This window comes from Tardiphaga sp., assembly GCF_044340795.1.
Classification (GTDB): domain Bacteria; phylum Pseudomonadota; class Alphaproteobacteria; order Rhizobiales; family Xanthobacteraceae; genus Tardiphaga.
Window position 1 is genome coordinate 1 of sequence record NZ_JBIISY010000148.1, and the last position, 15,566, is coordinate 15,566.

Below are 15,566 nucleotides of genomic sequence, written 5' to 3' on the forward strand. Positions count from 1 at the left end.
TGGGCGCGACCCATCCTGCTTCGTTCGCGTGCGCTAGCCGTCCATCTTCAGGTCGAGCGCTTCGACCATCTCGGTCCACTGTTTCAGCGACTTCTCCATCTGCACCTTGAATTCGTCCGGCGGCAGATAGGCCGGCACCGTGTCCATGCCCACCAGCTTTTCCTTGGTCTCGGGCTTGTTGGCCGAGGTGCGGAAGGCGGCGGCGAGCTTGTCGATCACCGGCTGCGGGGTCTTGGCGGGCGCGAACAGGCCGGAGAAGCCGGTGAAGCCGAAATGATCGGAATAGCCGAGCTCGATCATGGTCGGGACATTCGGCAGGCTGGCGCTGCGCTCCCGCGTGCCGGCGATGGCGAGCGGGCGCAACTTGCCGTCGCGCACCATGGCGCCCGCGGCGGCCATGGAATGGAAACCGCCTTCGATGGTGCCGCCGATCATGTCCTGCAGCATCGGGTTCTCGCCGCGATAGGCCACGTTCACAGCCTTGAGCTTGGCCTCGCGCGCCAGCATCATCGCGAAGGCGTGGCCATGCGAACCGGCGGCATAGTTGCCGAGCGACAGGTCCTTGCCCTTGGACCATTCGACGAACTGTTGCAGCGTCGTGATTTCGGCGGGGACCTTCGGCCCCACGACGAAGACGAGCGCGGTGTAGCTGAGGCGGCCGATCGGCGTGAAGTCCTTGATGGGATCATAGGTGAAGCGGCGCATCACGACGGGCACCTGCACATGGGTCGTGATCGTGAAAAGCAGCTGATGCCCGTCCGGCTCGGCCTTGGCCGCCGCTTCGGTGCCGATCAGGCCGTTGCCGCCGCCGCGATTGTCGATCAGCATCGTGCCGATGTCGGGCTGCATGCCCTCGATGGCGAGCCGGGCCCATGTATCCGTGCCGCCGCCGGCGGGAAACGGGACGATGACACGGACCGGGCGCGACGGGTAAGACGTCTGCGCGTGGGCGGCCAGGGGCAACAGCAACGGCGCGGCCAAAATGGCGCGGCGACTCAAATGAGCCATACGTGTGATCCTCTATGATGTTTTTTGTGGTTCTCAGGTGCAGGCGAATGGCCTGACGCGCTGGACCGTCATTGAGAACCGCACAATCCGGTGCAGCGCCATCCGACCTTAGTTGCATGCGGCAATATCCATCGACATTCCATGTGGTGGAAATTTCGATGGTGGGTGACGGCTCGTGTCCGGCCCATGTTCCGCCGCAATGGCGATCCGACCTCGATGGCTGGGCGCGCGGCGATATCGCGCCGCGCGCCAGGCTCTTTGAGCCGTTACACCTCCAGCTGCTTGCCGATCGGCAGGCTGCGGATGCGTTTTCCCGTCGCCGCAAAGATCGCATTCATCAATGCGGGCGCGAATGGCGGCACGCCGGGTTCGCCGACGCCGCTGGGCGGCGCATCGGGATCGGCGGGCACGATGTGGACATTGGTGATGGCAGGCGCGTCGTCGATCCGGACGACCTGATAGTCGTCAAAGTTCTTCTGCTGCACCCGGCCATCCTTGAAGCTGATCTCGCCATATTTGGCGAGGCTTAGCCCCATGATCGCAGCACCCTCGATCTGGGAGCGAATGCGCTCCGGATTGATGAAGGTGCCGCAATCGATGGCGGTATCGACCTGCGGGACGCTAAGCTTGCCCTTGTCGTCGATGGCGACCTCGACGATGGTGGCGACATAGGCGACGAAGCTGCGATGTACGGCGATGCCAAGGCCGTGTCCCTTGGGTACCGGGCGTCCCCATTTGCCTTGCTCGGCCACATGCTCGACGACGCGGCGCAGCCGGCCGGTGTCGATCGGATAGCTGTCATACGGCTCGCCGTAATTCCACGGCTCCTTCACCGAAGACAAATCGACGATCCGCGGCGTGCCGATCAGTTCGAGCAGCACATCCTTCTGGTCGCGACCCGTGGCATGGGCGATTTCGCCGACCATGGACTGCACGGCAAAGGCGCGCGGGATGTTGGACACCGAACGGAACCAGCCGATCCGTGTCTGGGCCTTCGCTTCGGGATTTTCGCATTGCAGATTGGCGATCTGGAACGGCACGTCGATCAGGCCCATGCCGAGTTCGAGGCCAAGCTCATGCGCGGCACCGGCTGCGAATGTCGAGCCGATGCTCGGCGCGGCACTGCGATGACGCCAGGCGATGACTTTGCCGCTCTTGTCGAGACCGGCCTCGATCCGTTCCATGGAGACGGTGTGGTAGAAGTCGTGCTGGACGTCGTCCTCGCGCGTCCACTGCACCTTGACCGGAACGCCGAGCTCCTTCGACAGCAGCACCGCTTCCTGCGCGAAATCGCATTTCGACTTGCGGCCGAAACCGCCGCCGAGCAGCGTGACATTGACGGTGACGTTCTCCTCGGGGATGCCGAGCGTCTTGGCGACGTCGCCGCGCGTGCCGCCAGGGCTTTGCACCGGCGCCCAGATCTCGACCTTGTCGCCCTGGACATGCGCGACGGCGACCGGCGGCTCCATGCTCGCATGGGCCAGATGCGGCGCGTAATATTCGCCGACCAGCACCTTGTCGGCGCCTTTCAACGCTGCATCCGCATCGCCTTCCTTGCGCACGACAAGGCCGGGCTGACGTGTGGCCGCCTCCAGCGTCGCGCGGAACGCTGCGGAATCGTAGCTGGCATTGGCGCCGTCATTCCATGTCAGCTTGAGCGCATCGCGGCCCTTGATGGCGGCGCCGGTGTTGCGCGCGATCACGGCCACCCCGCCGAGCGGCTGGAATTTCGACGGCCACGGCCAGCCTCTGACCTCGATCACCTTCTCGACGCCCGGCACCTTAAGGGCGTCCGTCGCATCGAATGACGCCAGCGTGCCGCCAGTGACCGGCGGGCGTGCGATGACGGCGTATTTCATGCCGGGCAGGCGGATATCTGCGCCGTAGTGAGCGGTGCCCGTCGTGATGTCGTGCAGATCGACGATGCTGACCGTGCCCTTGCCGAGATATCTGAAATCCTTGGGATCCTTCAGCGTGATTTCGGTGAGGCTCGGAACGGCTTCCTTGGCTGCGGCATCCGCGAGATCGCCGAAGCCGAGGCTGCGGCCTGTCGCGGGATGGGTCACGGTGTGATTGACGGCTTTCACCTCGGCGCGCGCAACGCCCCACTTCTTGGCAGCGGCGTCTTCGAGCATATAGCGGGCACAGGCGCCGATCTGGCGCATCGGGATCAGGTAATGGCGCGTGCTGCGCGAGCCGTCGGTGTCCTGATTGCCGAAGCGCGCTTCGTCGCCATGCGCCTGCTGGACGTCAACGCGGGTCCAGTCGGCTTCCATCTCCTCGGCGACGACGAGCGGCAGGCTGGTGCGAATGCCGGTGCCCATTTCGGCGCGGTGCGCGAGGATCGTCACTTTGCCATCGGAAGCGATGGCCACGAAAATCTTTGGATCGACGACGACGCCATGCGGCATCTTGCTGGCGCCGGTCTCATAGGCAAAGGACGGGCGCGCGAGGAGGGGGGAGGCAAGAACAAAACTCCCGGCGATCCCGAGACCCTTCAGGATGCTGCGGCGGGAGAGGTTTTCTACCTTGCTGGCGTGGGGCGCGGAGCCGCGCGTGCTGGCTGGGTCGAAAGCGATGTTCATGTCAGGCCCCCGTGGATGCGAGATGAACGGCGTTCTGAATGCGCTGGTAACAGCCGCAGCGGCAGATGTTTCCGGACATCGCCTCGCGGATCTGATCGCCTGACGGCTTGGGGTTCTCAGCAAGCAGCGCTGCTGCCTGCATGATCTGACCGGCCTGGCAGTAACCGCATTGCGGGACGTTCTCCTGCCGCCACGCCTTCTGCACCACGTGATCGCCGGTTGGATGCAGCCCCTCGATGGTGGTGATCGGCTGGCCGGCGGCATCGGACACGGAGGTGATGCAGGCGCGGATTGCCTGCTTGTCCATCATCACGGTGCAGGCACCGCAAAGCGCCTGGCCGCAGCCATATTTGGTGCCGGTGAGGCCGAGCTCGTCGCGCAGATACCAGAGCAGGGGGAGATCGGGATCCCCGTCCCATGTCTGCGATTTTCCATTGATGTTGAGTGTGACCATGATCGTTCCTCGCTCTTTGTAAGCTTCGATGTGGGACGGGAGCGCATCGCATGCGTCCCGGTCTGTGCTCTCCGGCCAATGCGCGCCCGCAAGGCCGGATGAGAAGACGTCATCTGGATGATCGGATGTGGTGGGGTGATGCCCTCCATGGTGAGAGATGAAATGCTAGCAGACCGGCTGACGACCGGGTTTCACAGACACGTGTACTGCATGGGCCAAGCAGCCACGGGCTGTGCATTCTGTCGCCATTTGAGCCCGCCGCGAGGAATCGCTGAGCGATCCCGGGCGGGCTGCCGTCGCGGTGCTTCTTCGCACCGGCCGGAACCTTCGCAGTTCCGTCAATCACGCAAATAAATCGCCGTGTGCGGCAATATGACAACGTGCAGTGCGATAAGCGGGAACCCCTGCAAATAAAGGGTGATCCGCGCGCCTGAAAATGCGCTTACGTTGCATCACGACGATGCGCGACCGCAGCGAGATTCTGGCGAAATCGCGTTCTTGTTTGGCTCACACCTTCGCCGTATTTGGCCGAACTATGTCCGAAAGCGCTCTGAAGATGTCTTGGGGTTGAGCGCGCAATCGTCTTTGGTACGTGATGCGACTGCGGAAATTTTCTTCCGATCTATTCGTTTGTTTCTGCACTGTCTCCTTGGTTGCTGTCGCTGGTCCAACCGATGCGATGGCGTTCGACCCGATCGCATGGGTGACGGGCGACGACACGCCAAAAGTCTCACCGGACACATTGCCTTACAAGGTCGAGTTCGATGCCGATGGCGTCGACAAGACGGCCGTGCAGGCGTTGAAGGACGTCTCCAATCTGCACAAGCTGCGGACCGACCCGCCCGCCGATGGCGAGATGCTGGTGCGCCGTGCTCAGATCGATGCCGAGCCGATGCTGCGGGCGTTGTGGGGCTCCGGCTATTACGATGCATCCGTGAACATCGAGATTGCCTCGGTCCCGCTGCGCGACGACGGTGCTGCGGCCGCTCAAAAGGCTGAAGAGTTTCGGAATAGCGGTCTCGTCCCGATCACGGTGCGTGTGACGCCGGGCTCGTTGTTCAAGCTGCGCAACATCTCTGTGGTTGATGCCGCGACCATGCGGCCTTTCGATGCGCAGACGCTGCCACCTCATGTGCTGAAGATCGCGCCGGGCATGGGCGCGAGTGCGGGGGACTTGCAGGCGGCGCAGGGGGCGATCATCGATTATTTCCGCGCGCAGTCCTATCCGCTGGTGCGTGCGCGGGATGCCGAGCCTCTGGTCGATCATCGCAACCGCACCATGGACATCACTCTCGTGATCGATCGTGGTCCGCGCGCCGGGTTCGGCCCCGTAGGCGTCAGCGGCACCACCAATGTCGATCCGCGCGTGGTACAGTCCTATATCTATCCGGCGCCGGGCGATCCCTATTCGCCGGACCAGATCGCGCGCATTCGCAAGTCCGTGCTGCAGGTGCCGGCGATCCAGACGGTGCGCGTACGCGAGGCGCGCGATCTCAATGGCGCTGGTCAATTGCCGTTCACGGCCGAGGTGACTGAGCGCCCCAACAATGTGCTCGGCGCATCAGCGCGTTTCTCGACGCTGGATGGTCCCAGCCTGCGTGGCTACTGGCAGCATCGCAACCTGTTCGGGGGCGCCGAGAGCCTGCGCGTCGAGGCCGATGTATTCGTGCCGCCGCGCACCAATCAGAGTGCGCTGGATACGTTGCGCGATTTCGGCTTCTCCGATCTCGGCGGACGGCTGCGCACCACCTTCATCAAGCCGGCGCTGAACGGCTCGCGCAACGACCTGCTGCTGGATGGCATGGTCGAGCGGGACCGCACCGGCGGCGATCGCTATGGCGGCTATGAGAGCGAACGCGCGACGGCGAGTGCATCGATCCGGCATCGCTTCAGCGACACGTTCTCGGCGCAGATCGGCATTGCCGGCGATGTCGGCCGCACCACCGATACGCTCGGCACGGTCGACTATCACCTGGTCGGCATTCCGGTGCAGGTGTCCTACGACACCACGGACCACGCACTTGATCCAACCAAGGGCATTCGCCTGCAGGGCTTTGCCGCGACCTATCCGGACTGGCTGGGCTCCTCGGTGAGCTTTACCGAGACGCGCGCGCAAGCGTCGGTCTATCGCGCGATGGACGAGTCCGCGCGGATCGTGCTGGCAGGCCGCGTCGCCGCCGGCTCATTGTTCGGCGCCGATACCGCGCTGATCCCGGCCAATCACCGCTTCTATGCGGGCGGTGGCGGCTCGGTGCGAGGCTTCCGCTATCGCAGCATCAGTCCGCTCGGGCCCACCGGTGAAGTGGTCGGCGGTAGCAATCTCCTGGAAGCGTCGTTCGAGGCACGCATCAAGGTGACCGATACGATCGGCATCGTGCCTTTCGTCGATGTCGGCGGCGCATTCAATTCGGGCTACTCGAATTTCGGAGAGGAGATGCGTGTGGCGGCCGGTGTCGGCCTGCGCTATTACACGGCTATTGGCCCGATCCGCCTCGATGTCGCATTGCCGATCAACAAGCGACCGGGTGAATCCGCTTACGCATTCTACGTCGGCATCGGTCAGGCGTTCTGACATGCGGTTGCGCCGCAGAACCATATTCATTGGTCTTGGCGCTTTCGTGCTGCTGCTCGGCATGGCCGGCTATGCCGTCCTCCATTTCACATTGCGCGTGCAAGGCGACGACAAGGGTCTGCTCGCCAATCTGATCTCGCGCGCGCTCTCGACGCCGGCGGCGCAGATTTCGATCGGTGACGTGTCGGGCGTGCTGACATCGGACGTCACCGTCAGCGATGTCTCGATCGCCGACCAGGATGGTGTCTGGCTCAAGCTGGACAAGGTCAGACTGGTGTGGCGCCGCACGGCGCTGCTGGCGGGCAGGCTCGAGATCGATCGGCTCGATGTCGGCCATCTCGCCATCCATCGCAAGCCGTTGCCGGCGCCTGCGGCCAGCGCTGCCGCTCCATCATCGCCGTCGTCAGCCGAGGCCGCGCCGCCCGATGAAGCGCTGTTGCCGGACATCCCGGTCAAGGTGGAGGTGAAATCCTTCGCGCTGACCGAACTGTCGCTTGGCGAGCCTTTGCTCGGTGTCGGCGCGCAGCTCACGGCCACCGGGCAGGCGGTGCTCGGCAATCCCGCCGAAGGGCTCAGCCTCAGGCTCGATGCGCGGCGACTGGATGCGCAGGGCGTGTTCGCGACCAGGCTCGACTATGTGCCGGCGAGTGGAAAACTCGAAACCGCCATGACCATCGACGAGGCGCCGGGCGGCATCGTGGTGCGGCTGCTCAAGGTCGCGGACCTCCCGTCGGCCAAGCTCGATCTGCGCGGTACGGGAACGCTTGATGCGTTCGATGCGAAGCTGGCCTTCGACGCCGGTCCGAGCACCGGCGCCAATGGCGCGGCGCAGCTCACAAAGCAGGTCGATGGACGTCGCCTGACCCTCGATCTCGGTGCGCGTATCGAGGGGCTGTTGCCGTCCGTGATCCAGCCGATCTTCGCCGGCACCACGCGGCTGAACAGCAGCATCGGTTTCGCGCCCGACGGCGGCGTCCGGATCGAGCCGCTCTCCGTGGTGTCGAAACTGGCGCGCATGGATATCGGCGGCAGCGTCGACGCGCAGCAGGTGGCCGACCTCACCATCCGCATGCGCGCATTGCCGAATACCGGCGATACCACCGAAGTCAACGATTTCGGCATCAAGACGCTGGCTTTTGATGCGACGGTGAAGGGCGCGTTATCGGGGCCGCAAGTCGCTGCCGCGGCGGCGCTGCGGGATGCCCGGCTGCCGCAGGGCCGTTTCGGGCAGATCGACGCGTCATTCAACGCGTCGCCGGCGGGCTCCCTGCTGGAGAAGGACACCGCGATCAGGCTGGCCGGGCAGGTGAAGGCAACGGGCCTGCATGCCAGTGACGCGGCCATCGACAGCGCCGTCGGGTCGTCGCTGTCGCTGATGCTGGCGGGCACGAGCCGTGCCGGGATCGTCGATGTACAGACGCTGCAGCTGCAGACCGAAACCGCGGAAGCCTCGTTCATCGGACAGGTCGGCGGCCCGTTGCTGAAAGGCCGCGCGGATATCATCTCGTCCGATCTCGCACGCTTTGGTGCGCTGGCCGGACTGAAGCTCCGCGGGGCGCTGACCTTCGGAGCGCAATTGGATGGCAGGCCCGACACCGGGCGGATCGATGCGCGGCTCGATGGCAAGCTGAGCGGGCTTTCGACGGGGATCGGTCAGCTCGATGGTCTCACCGGCGGCGCGGTCGAGCTGGCAGGCGCCATCCGTATGCTGCCCAATGCCGGCTTCGGCTTCGACGATCTGCGCATTGCGGGGCGACACATCAGTGCGCGCGTGCACGGCGATGCGACGAAAGATAACGCAGCCATCAGCGCCGCCGTCGTGATCCCGCAGCTGTCGCATGCCGACAAGACACTGAGCGGGCAAGCGGAGGCGAATGCACAGCTCACGGGATCGCTCGACAAGCTCAATGCGCATGTCGCGATGGCGCTGAACGATGTGCGGGCATCGGGCCGCCCGGTGCCGCGCGTCACGCTTGAACTTGCCGCGACCGATGTCACCGGCGCGCTCGATGCGCGAGCGACGCTCGCCGGCACCATCGATCGTAACGCCGCCAACGGACGCCTGCATGTGGCGAAGCAGGCTGATGGCGGCTGGCGGCTGGACGATCTCGATTTGCGCATTGGCTCGGTAGCGGCGCGGGGTGGCGTCGCACTGGATGCGGAGCGGCGGCTGTCGGGGCAGCTGACGGCGTCGGCCGGCAATCTCGATGACCTGTCACCGCTGCTGCTGGCCAAACTGGCCGGCGCTTTCGATGCCAATCTGAACTTCACCGCCGAGGCAGGCGGGCAGAATGCACAAGTCGCATTGCGCGGGCAGGGCCTCAAATATGCCGGTGATGCGATCGGCAAGATCGACGTGCAGGCGGCACTGCGCGATGTCTGGCGACGTCCTCTGGCGCAAGGCGATATCGCCATCGACAATGCGAATGTTGCGGGTGAGGTGATCCCGAGCATCCGTTTGGCCGCGCGCAGCACGCCGTCGGGCAGCGACATCACGCTGAAGCTGAACGGCAAGCGCATCGGCGCGGATCTGAAAGCGACGCTGGTTCCGGCCGGCGACATCCGGCTCGATCTTGCAGCTCTGACGGCGCGCTATGAGAACAGCCGCATCGCTCTGGCGCGGCCGGCTTCGTTCACGCTGCGGGGATCGTCAGTCGATATCCGCGATTTCGCGCTGGCGCTGGATCGCGGCGTGCTCAGCCTGAACGGCAGCGTCGGTGAGACCCTCGATCTGACGCTCTCCGCAAAGGCCGTGCCGCTCGCCATCGCCAACGCCGTGGCGCCGCAGCTTGGGCTCGCCGGCACGCTCGATGCGCAGGCGCGCGTCACAGGGACGGCGGAGGCGCCGAGCGGCGACTGGCGCGTGGCGATCGCGGGGCTTGCGGCAGCGCAGACCCGCGAATTTGCATTGGCGCCGATGGGCATTCAGGCCAGTGGCCGCCTGAGCGAGGGGCAGACCACGCTGGATGCGCAAGTCAGCGCACCGCGTCTCGGCCAGCTGCGTGCTGGCGGAAAGGTCCCATTGCAGCGCGGCGCCCTTGATCTCGCCGTAAAGGGCTCGCTCGATCTCGCAGCGGCCAATGGTCATCTTTCGCCGCAGGGACGTCGACTCTCGGGGCGTTCGGATATCGATCTGCGCGTGACCGGCGCGCTCGACAAGCCGAAGCTAAATGGCGCGGCCACGCTGTCCGGCGGGACCTTCGACGATGTCGAACTCGGCACGAAGCTCACCGGCATCGCGGCCCGAATTGCAGCGCGGAACGATGACGTGGTGGTCGAGCGCTTCACCGCGACGAGCGCCAATGGCGGCAGCCTGAATGCGAGCGGCAATGTCCGCATCGATCCCGATGCGGGACTGCCCGGCGCAATCCAGATCTCGGGGCGCGACGTGCTGCTGGCGTCGAACGCGATCATGAAGATGCGCGCCAGCCCGAACCTGCGCATTGCCGGGCCGCTGATGCGCGATCCCAGGATCACCGGTCGCATCGATGTCGATGGTCTCGATGTCAATGTCCCCGAACGGCTGCCATCCACTTTGAAGCCGCTCGCCGGTACGCGTCATGTGGATGCGCCCGAACATGTACGCCTGGCGATCGAGAAGGAAGAGAAGGCGCGCAAGCGGACCAAGCGGGCGCCGCCCTTCGATGCGGGGCTCGATCTGACCATCTCCGCGCCCAATCGCGTCTTCGTCCGTGGCCGTGGCATCGATGCCGAACTTGGCGGCGACATGCGCCTGACCGGTCGGCTGGCGTCACCGGTCACCATCGGTGCTTTCGAGATGCGGCGCGGCAAGCTGCAGGTGGCAGGTACGCGTCTCGATTTCAGCCGCGGCCGCGCGACCTTCAGCGGCGAGGTGACGCCGGAACTCGATTTCGTGGCGCAGACGCAGGCGGGCGACGTCACGGCGCAGATCACGGTCAGCGGCATCGCATCGGCGCCGACATTTGCCTTCAGCTCGTCGCCGGATCTGCCGCAGGACGAGGTGCTGTCGCGCATCATGTTCTCGAAGGCCTCCGGCGGATTGTCGCCGTTCCAGGCGGTGCAGCTCGCACAGATGGTGGCGCAGTTCTCGGGCGACGGCGGCCCGGACACGATGGAGCGGCTGCGTCGCTCGCTGGGTGTCGATGCGCTGGATATATCGGCGGGCGGTGCTGGCGGCCCGAGCGTCGGTGCCGCGCGTGCCATCAACAGCCGTGTCAGCGTCGGCGTGAAGGGCGCGGCGGCTGCGAAGGATTCCGCCGTCACCCTCGACATCGACCTCACCCGCCGCCTCCGCCTGCAGGGCGAAGCGTCGGGCGCCGGCGCGACATCCATCGGGATCGGGACCGAGATCGAATACTAGGCGATGGGCGGCCATGTCCGCCGCGAACTTCTCAGCGTGAGAAGAATACTGGTAGTCATGCGCTGGTACGTTTGACACACTGAATCCAGCTGTGTCCGAATAGTTCGTACGACAGAAAATCAAGCGCCGAAGAGCGCCGTCTCTAATGATCGATCAGGGAGTTTGCAATGACAGGTCCGCTACATGGTGTTCGGGTCGTCGATCTCACCACGATGTTGTCGGGGCCATGTGCTGCGCAGACGCTGGCGGAGATGGGCGCTGACGTCACCAAGGTCGAAACGCCCGAAGGCGACAATCTCCGCAATATCGGCCAGTCCCGCAGCGGCGGGATGGGACCGATGCATCTCCATGCCAATCGCGGCAAACGCAGCGTCGCGCTCGACCTCAACAGCGAGGACGGACGCAACGCGTTCCTCGCCCTGATCAGGGATGCCGATGTCCTGATCTGCAATGTCAGGACCAAGGCGATGCAGCGCCTGCGTCTCGCCTATGACGACCTGCGCGCCATCAACCCGACGCTGATCTATGTGAGCATCGTCGGCTATGGCAGCGGCGGTCCTTATTCGGATCGGCCGGCCTATGATGATCTGATCCAGGCAGCTGTCGGCATTCCGTCGCTCGGCGCGTCGCAGGACGGAGGCGCGCGCTACGCGCCGATCGCTGTCGCGGATCGCGTCACCGGCATGAACGCGGCCAATGCCGCGCTGGGCGCGCTGTATCATCGTCTCAGGACAGGCGAGGGTCAGCATGTCGAGATCGCGATGTTCGAGACCATGGCCTTCATGGTGCTGTCCGATCACATGGGCGGACGCACCTATCAGCCTCAGCTTGGCCCGACCGTGTTCGAGCGATACGCATCGGTGCGCCGACCGTTCCCGACATCCGACGGCGTGGTGTGCCTGCTGCTTGTCACCGACAAGCAGTGGAGGGCTTTTTTCGGGCTGGTCGATCGCGGCAATGTGCTCGAAGACGAGCGGTTCGCGACGGTGTCAGGACGCACGCACAACACGACGGCGCTGTACAAGATCGTGGCCGAACTGGTTGCCACGCGCAGCACCGACTGGTGGATGAAGGAACTGGAGCGCGTCGATATCCCGGCAGTTCCGCTGGCCACCATCGACAGCCTGATCGATGATCCGCATCTGAAGGCCGTCGGCTTCTTCGACGACATCGAGCATCCCAGCGAAGGCACGATCAGGGCCATGCGATCGACGGGGCGGTGGTCGAAATCACAGCCCGCTCCGGAGCGTCATGCGCCACGCCTCGGCGAGCACAATGCGGAGCCTCTCGGCGAGGTGGATACCGCACCCCTGCGAAATAGTGCATGAGCGAAGGACTTTATCGCTGCGTTGCGGAATGACGCGCGCCGAGCTGACTTGATTGACTTTGATCATCGCGATGACAGACTGGCGGAAAATCCAGGGGAGGCATCGCGATGGCAAACCTCGCGACGCGAAGCCACGTCGAGCGCGTGTTGGCCGTCGCCGGAAATGCGGTGACGGTCGAAGGCGAGCCACGGATCGTCAATTCCTGGAAGCGCTGTCTTGTCGATCACAAGCTGGACCCTGGGCGTTCCGGCCCACCGCGCACGCTGCTGCAATCGGAGCTGAAAGTCAGCGCGGAGCGGATCGATCGCCTGATCCATCTCGCAACGCCGGAACTGGATGCCCTTTACGGACAGGTGCGTGACGCCGGCTATTGCGTCAACCTCGCCGATGTCGATGCGACAATCCTGATCAGTCGTCTGCCCGATGGCGAAGCTGCAACCATCCTGCGCAAGTGGAAGGTCTATACCGGCTCCGTGTTCAATGAGGCGGTCGAGGGAACCAATGGGCTTGGTACCGCGCTTGCGGAACAGCGACCGATCCTCGTGCATCGCGATGAGCATTTTCGCGAGCAATGGTCGATGTTCAGCTGTGCCGTGGTCCCGGTATTCGACCATGCCGGTCATCTCGCCGGCGCGGTGAACATCACGTCGTGCCGCGGCGATCTCGACCGCACCGCGCATCAGCTGGCGCTGGTGGTCGCGACCCAGGCGGTCCGACGGATCGAGGAGGCGATGTTCCGGTCGCATTTCCCGCGCGCCTGGATCGCAACGCTGCCCGGCGGCAGCGCGATGGTGGCCTTCGACGACGATCAGTGCGTGCTTGGTGCCAATCGTTCGGCGCGGGACAGGCTCGGTCTTTCCGATGCGACGATCGAGGCCCGCCGACCGCTCTCGCAATTCATCCGGATCGATGAGGACTTCGTGTCTCGTCCGGACGCGGCGCACATGATGCGCGATGTGGACGGACGACGTGTCGGTCAGGTGCGTGTCTCTCGTCCGGTTCGTGCCGCCTCATCGCCTGCGCAGGCGCGTTTTCGCGGCGACGGGCTGCCCGGTCAGCAGGTCGCGACGCTTGTCCGGCTGGCAGGCAGTGATCCGGCGCTGCAGCGAAGCGTCAGGCGGCTGTCGAAGGTCGTGGATACGGATATTCCGGTGCTGCTGCATGGCGAGACCGGAAGCGGCAAGGATGTGTTTGCGTCCGCGATCCACGCGGCCAGCGATCGCAGACGCGGACGATATGTGGCGTTGAACTGTGCGGCGATGCCCGAAAGCCTGATCGACGCCGAACTGTTCGGTTACGAGACGGGCGCCTTTACCGGGGCGAAGCGCGACGGCTCCAGGGGGCTGATCGCGCAGGCAGATGGCGGCACGCTGTTTCTCGACGAGATCGGTGACATGCCGCTGGCGCTGCAGACACGGCTGCTGCGCGTGCTGGAGAACCATGAGGTGCTGCCGCTCGGTGCGCTCAAGCCGGTCGCCGTGAATATCCGTCTGGTCAGCGCGACCCATCGCGATCTCGAAGCCATGGTTGCAGATGGGACGTTTCGGTCGGACCTCTATTTTCGCATTCGCGGTCTTTGCATCGAACTCCCGGCGCTGCGGGCGCGCGCCGACAAGGTCGAGCTGATCGAAAAGATTGCAGCCGAGGAAGCGCCGCATCTGCGCATTGCAGCGGATGCGCGGGCGGTGCTGGTCAGGCATCCGTTTCCCGGGAATATCCGGCAACTTCGCCATGTCCTGCGGCTTGCAGCATGTACGGCGGAAGACGGCGTCATTGTCGAGGCTGACCTCGACCTTCCACCTTGCTTCGGCAGCACAAGCGCGCCGACTTTCGAAGCGGCGGAACGTGATGTGATCACCGAGGCGTTGCGCAAGAACGATGGCGACGTGGTGAAGACGGCGCGCGCGCTCGATGTCAGCCGCGCTACGCTCTATCGGAAGATCAAGGCTTTGAACATCGCGTCCGGGTCGGATCGCAGCTAGTGGCTGGGAGCGACCCATGCGTGATTACGAGAAGTCGCTCCAGATCATCTTTCTCACATCCAGGTCGCCGAGTGAAACCACGTCGCGGATCGGCTGCACACCGTGAAAGGCGCCGCGGTGGTAGAGCAGCGGTGATGCCGTGCAATGCACTTTCACGTCGCGGACATGGCCGATGAAGATCGAATGCGTCCTGGTGTCGAATTCGTCGCACAGTTCACAGTCGAACGAGGCGATCGCATCATCGAGGATCGGCGCGCCCGTGACGCCGGTGCTCCAACTGCCAAAGCCGAAGCGATCATCGCCATCGACGCCGTTCTGCCCGCTGAAGGTCAATGCCAGCGGCAACTGCTCCCGATTGAGAAAACTGACACCGAAATGGCGATCCTCGCGAATGCGCGGATTGGCGCTGGCCTTGCGGTTGACGCAGACGAGCAGGGAGGGCGGGTCGTCGGACAGCGAGCAGACCGCGGTGACGGTCAATCCAGTTCGGCGGCCGTTCTCCCGGCCGACGGTGACGAGCGCCACGGCGCCTGCGCATTGCCGCATCGCCTGTTTGAAGTCGCCTGCATTCATTCCGGCATTCCTTGCGATGGCTTCGGAGGACGTCGCCGCCTGCCTCCCATCGACGGAGGCAGGCGGCCAGCGGTCAGGCTGCCTTGCCGAGCTGCGGATCGAGATGCTTGAGGCGTGGCAGCACCTCCTCCTTCAGCAGCCGCAGTGAATTCTGCCAGGCTTCCGGCTTGTGCTTGTAGTCGAAGCCGAACACCAGCAGCGTGCCGAAGCCACCGACCTCGTGATAGATCTTCTCGATCTTCTCGGCGACGGTCGCCGGCGATCCGATGATCCAGTTGTGCCTGGCGCAGTATTCGACTGTCACGTCGCTGTCCGGCACATCGGGCGCGTGCTTGAGATAGTCCTTGAAGCCGAAATGGCCGAGCAGCTTCAGGAAATATTCGCCCATCATCCGCCCCATCATATCTCCGACGGACAGTCGCCAGGCCTCCTCGTCCGTGTCGGCGACGAACACCTCGCGGACCATGCGCCAGTCCTGCCGGTTCGGCTTGCGTCCGGTCTTGGCGGCGCCGATCTCGACGGACTCCCAGTGGCTCGACACATAGGCCGGATTGAGGTTGAGGCTCATGGGAATGTAGCCGCGCTCACCTGCGAGCTTCAGCGTGTCGGAGCCCTTGCTTAAACCGGCCACGGCGATGGGCGGGTGCGGCGCCTGGATCGGCTTGATGTGCGGCTTGAGGAAGTCGAACATGACGTCCGGCTTGGTCACCGTCCAGTATTTG

Annotated in this window: 9 protein-coding genes; 4 read left to right on the plus strand and 5 right to left on the minus strand. The window is 64.6% G+C overall.

The window, feature by feature from the left end; all coding sequences use genetic code 11:
• Positions 1–33 precede the first annotated feature (33 nt).
• The 3 genes from ACIQ17_RS21365 to ACIQ17_RS21375 form a co-directional block, all read right to left on the minus strand.
• Entirely contained in the window at positions 34–1,008 is a 975-nt protein-coding gene (locus ACIQ17_RS21365) for a Bug family tripartite tricarboxylate transporter substrate binding protein (RefSeq protein ID WP_398471117.1), read from the minus strand.
• A 266-nt stretch (positions 1,009–1,274) separates the two neighbouring features.
• Complete coding sequence (locus tag ACIQ17_RS21370) at positions 1,275–3,593, minus strand: molybdopterin cofactor-binding domain-containing protein (RefSeq protein WP_398471118.1); 2,319 nt, start codon at positions 3,591–3,593, stop codon at positions 1,275–1,277.
• A 1-nt stretch (position 3,594) separates the two neighbouring features.
• Positions 3,595–4,047: a (2Fe-2S)-binding protein gene (locus tag ACIQ17_RS21375; protein WP_398471120.1), complete on the minus strand. Its 453-nt coding sequence runs from the start codon at positions 4,045–4,047 to the stop codon at positions 3,595–3,597.
• A gap of 679 nt (positions 4,048–4,726) precedes the next feature.
• Here ACIQ17_RS21375 and ACIQ17_RS21380 point away from each other — a divergent pair.
• The 4 genes from ACIQ17_RS21380 (at position 4,727) to ACIQ17_RS21395 (ending at position 14,271) form a co-directional block, all read left to right on the plus strand.
• Complete coding sequence (locus ACIQ17_RS21380; protein ID WP_398471121.1) at positions 4,727–6,619, plus strand: autotransporter assembly complex family protein; 1,893 nt, start codon at positions 4,727–4,729, stop codon at positions 6,617–6,619.
• 1 nt (position 6,620) lies between these two features.
• Positions 6,621–10,961, plus strand: a complete 4,341-nt coding sequence (locus ACIQ17_RS21385) for a translocation/assembly module TamB domain-containing protein (protein WP_398471122.1) — start codon at positions 6,621–6,623, stop codon at positions 10,959–10,961.
• Between the two features lie 167 nt (positions 10,962–11,128).
• A complete protein-coding gene (locus ACIQ17_RS21390; protein WP_398471123.1) occupies positions 11,129–12,289 on the plus strand; it encodes a CaiB/BaiF CoA transferase family protein in 1,161 nt (386 codons plus the stop codon).
• Between the two features lie 107 nt (positions 12,290–12,396).
• Positions 12,397–14,271 (plus strand): sigma-54-dependent Fis family transcriptional regulator, encoded by a 1,875-nt coding sequence (locus tag ACIQ17_RS21395; protein WP_398471124.1) that lies wholly within the window; start codon positions 12,397–12,399, stop codon positions 14,269–14,271.
• A gap of 24 nt (positions 14,272–14,295) precedes the next feature.
• Here the strand turns inward: ACIQ17_RS21395 and ACIQ17_RS21400 are convergent, their stop codons facing one another.
• Together ACIQ17_RS21400 and ACIQ17_RS21405 are read right to left on the minus strand one after the other, a co-directional pair.
• A complete protein-coding gene (locus tag ACIQ17_RS21400) occupies positions 14,296–14,844 on the minus strand; it encodes a flavin reductase family protein (protein WP_398471125.1) in 549 nt (182 codons plus the stop codon).
• 73 nt (positions 14,845–14,917) lie between these two features.
• Positions 14,918–15,566: LLM class flavin-dependent oxidoreductase (locus tag ACIQ17_RS21405; RefSeq protein WP_398471127.1), on the minus strand; the 649-nt coding region annotated here is incomplete at its 5' end.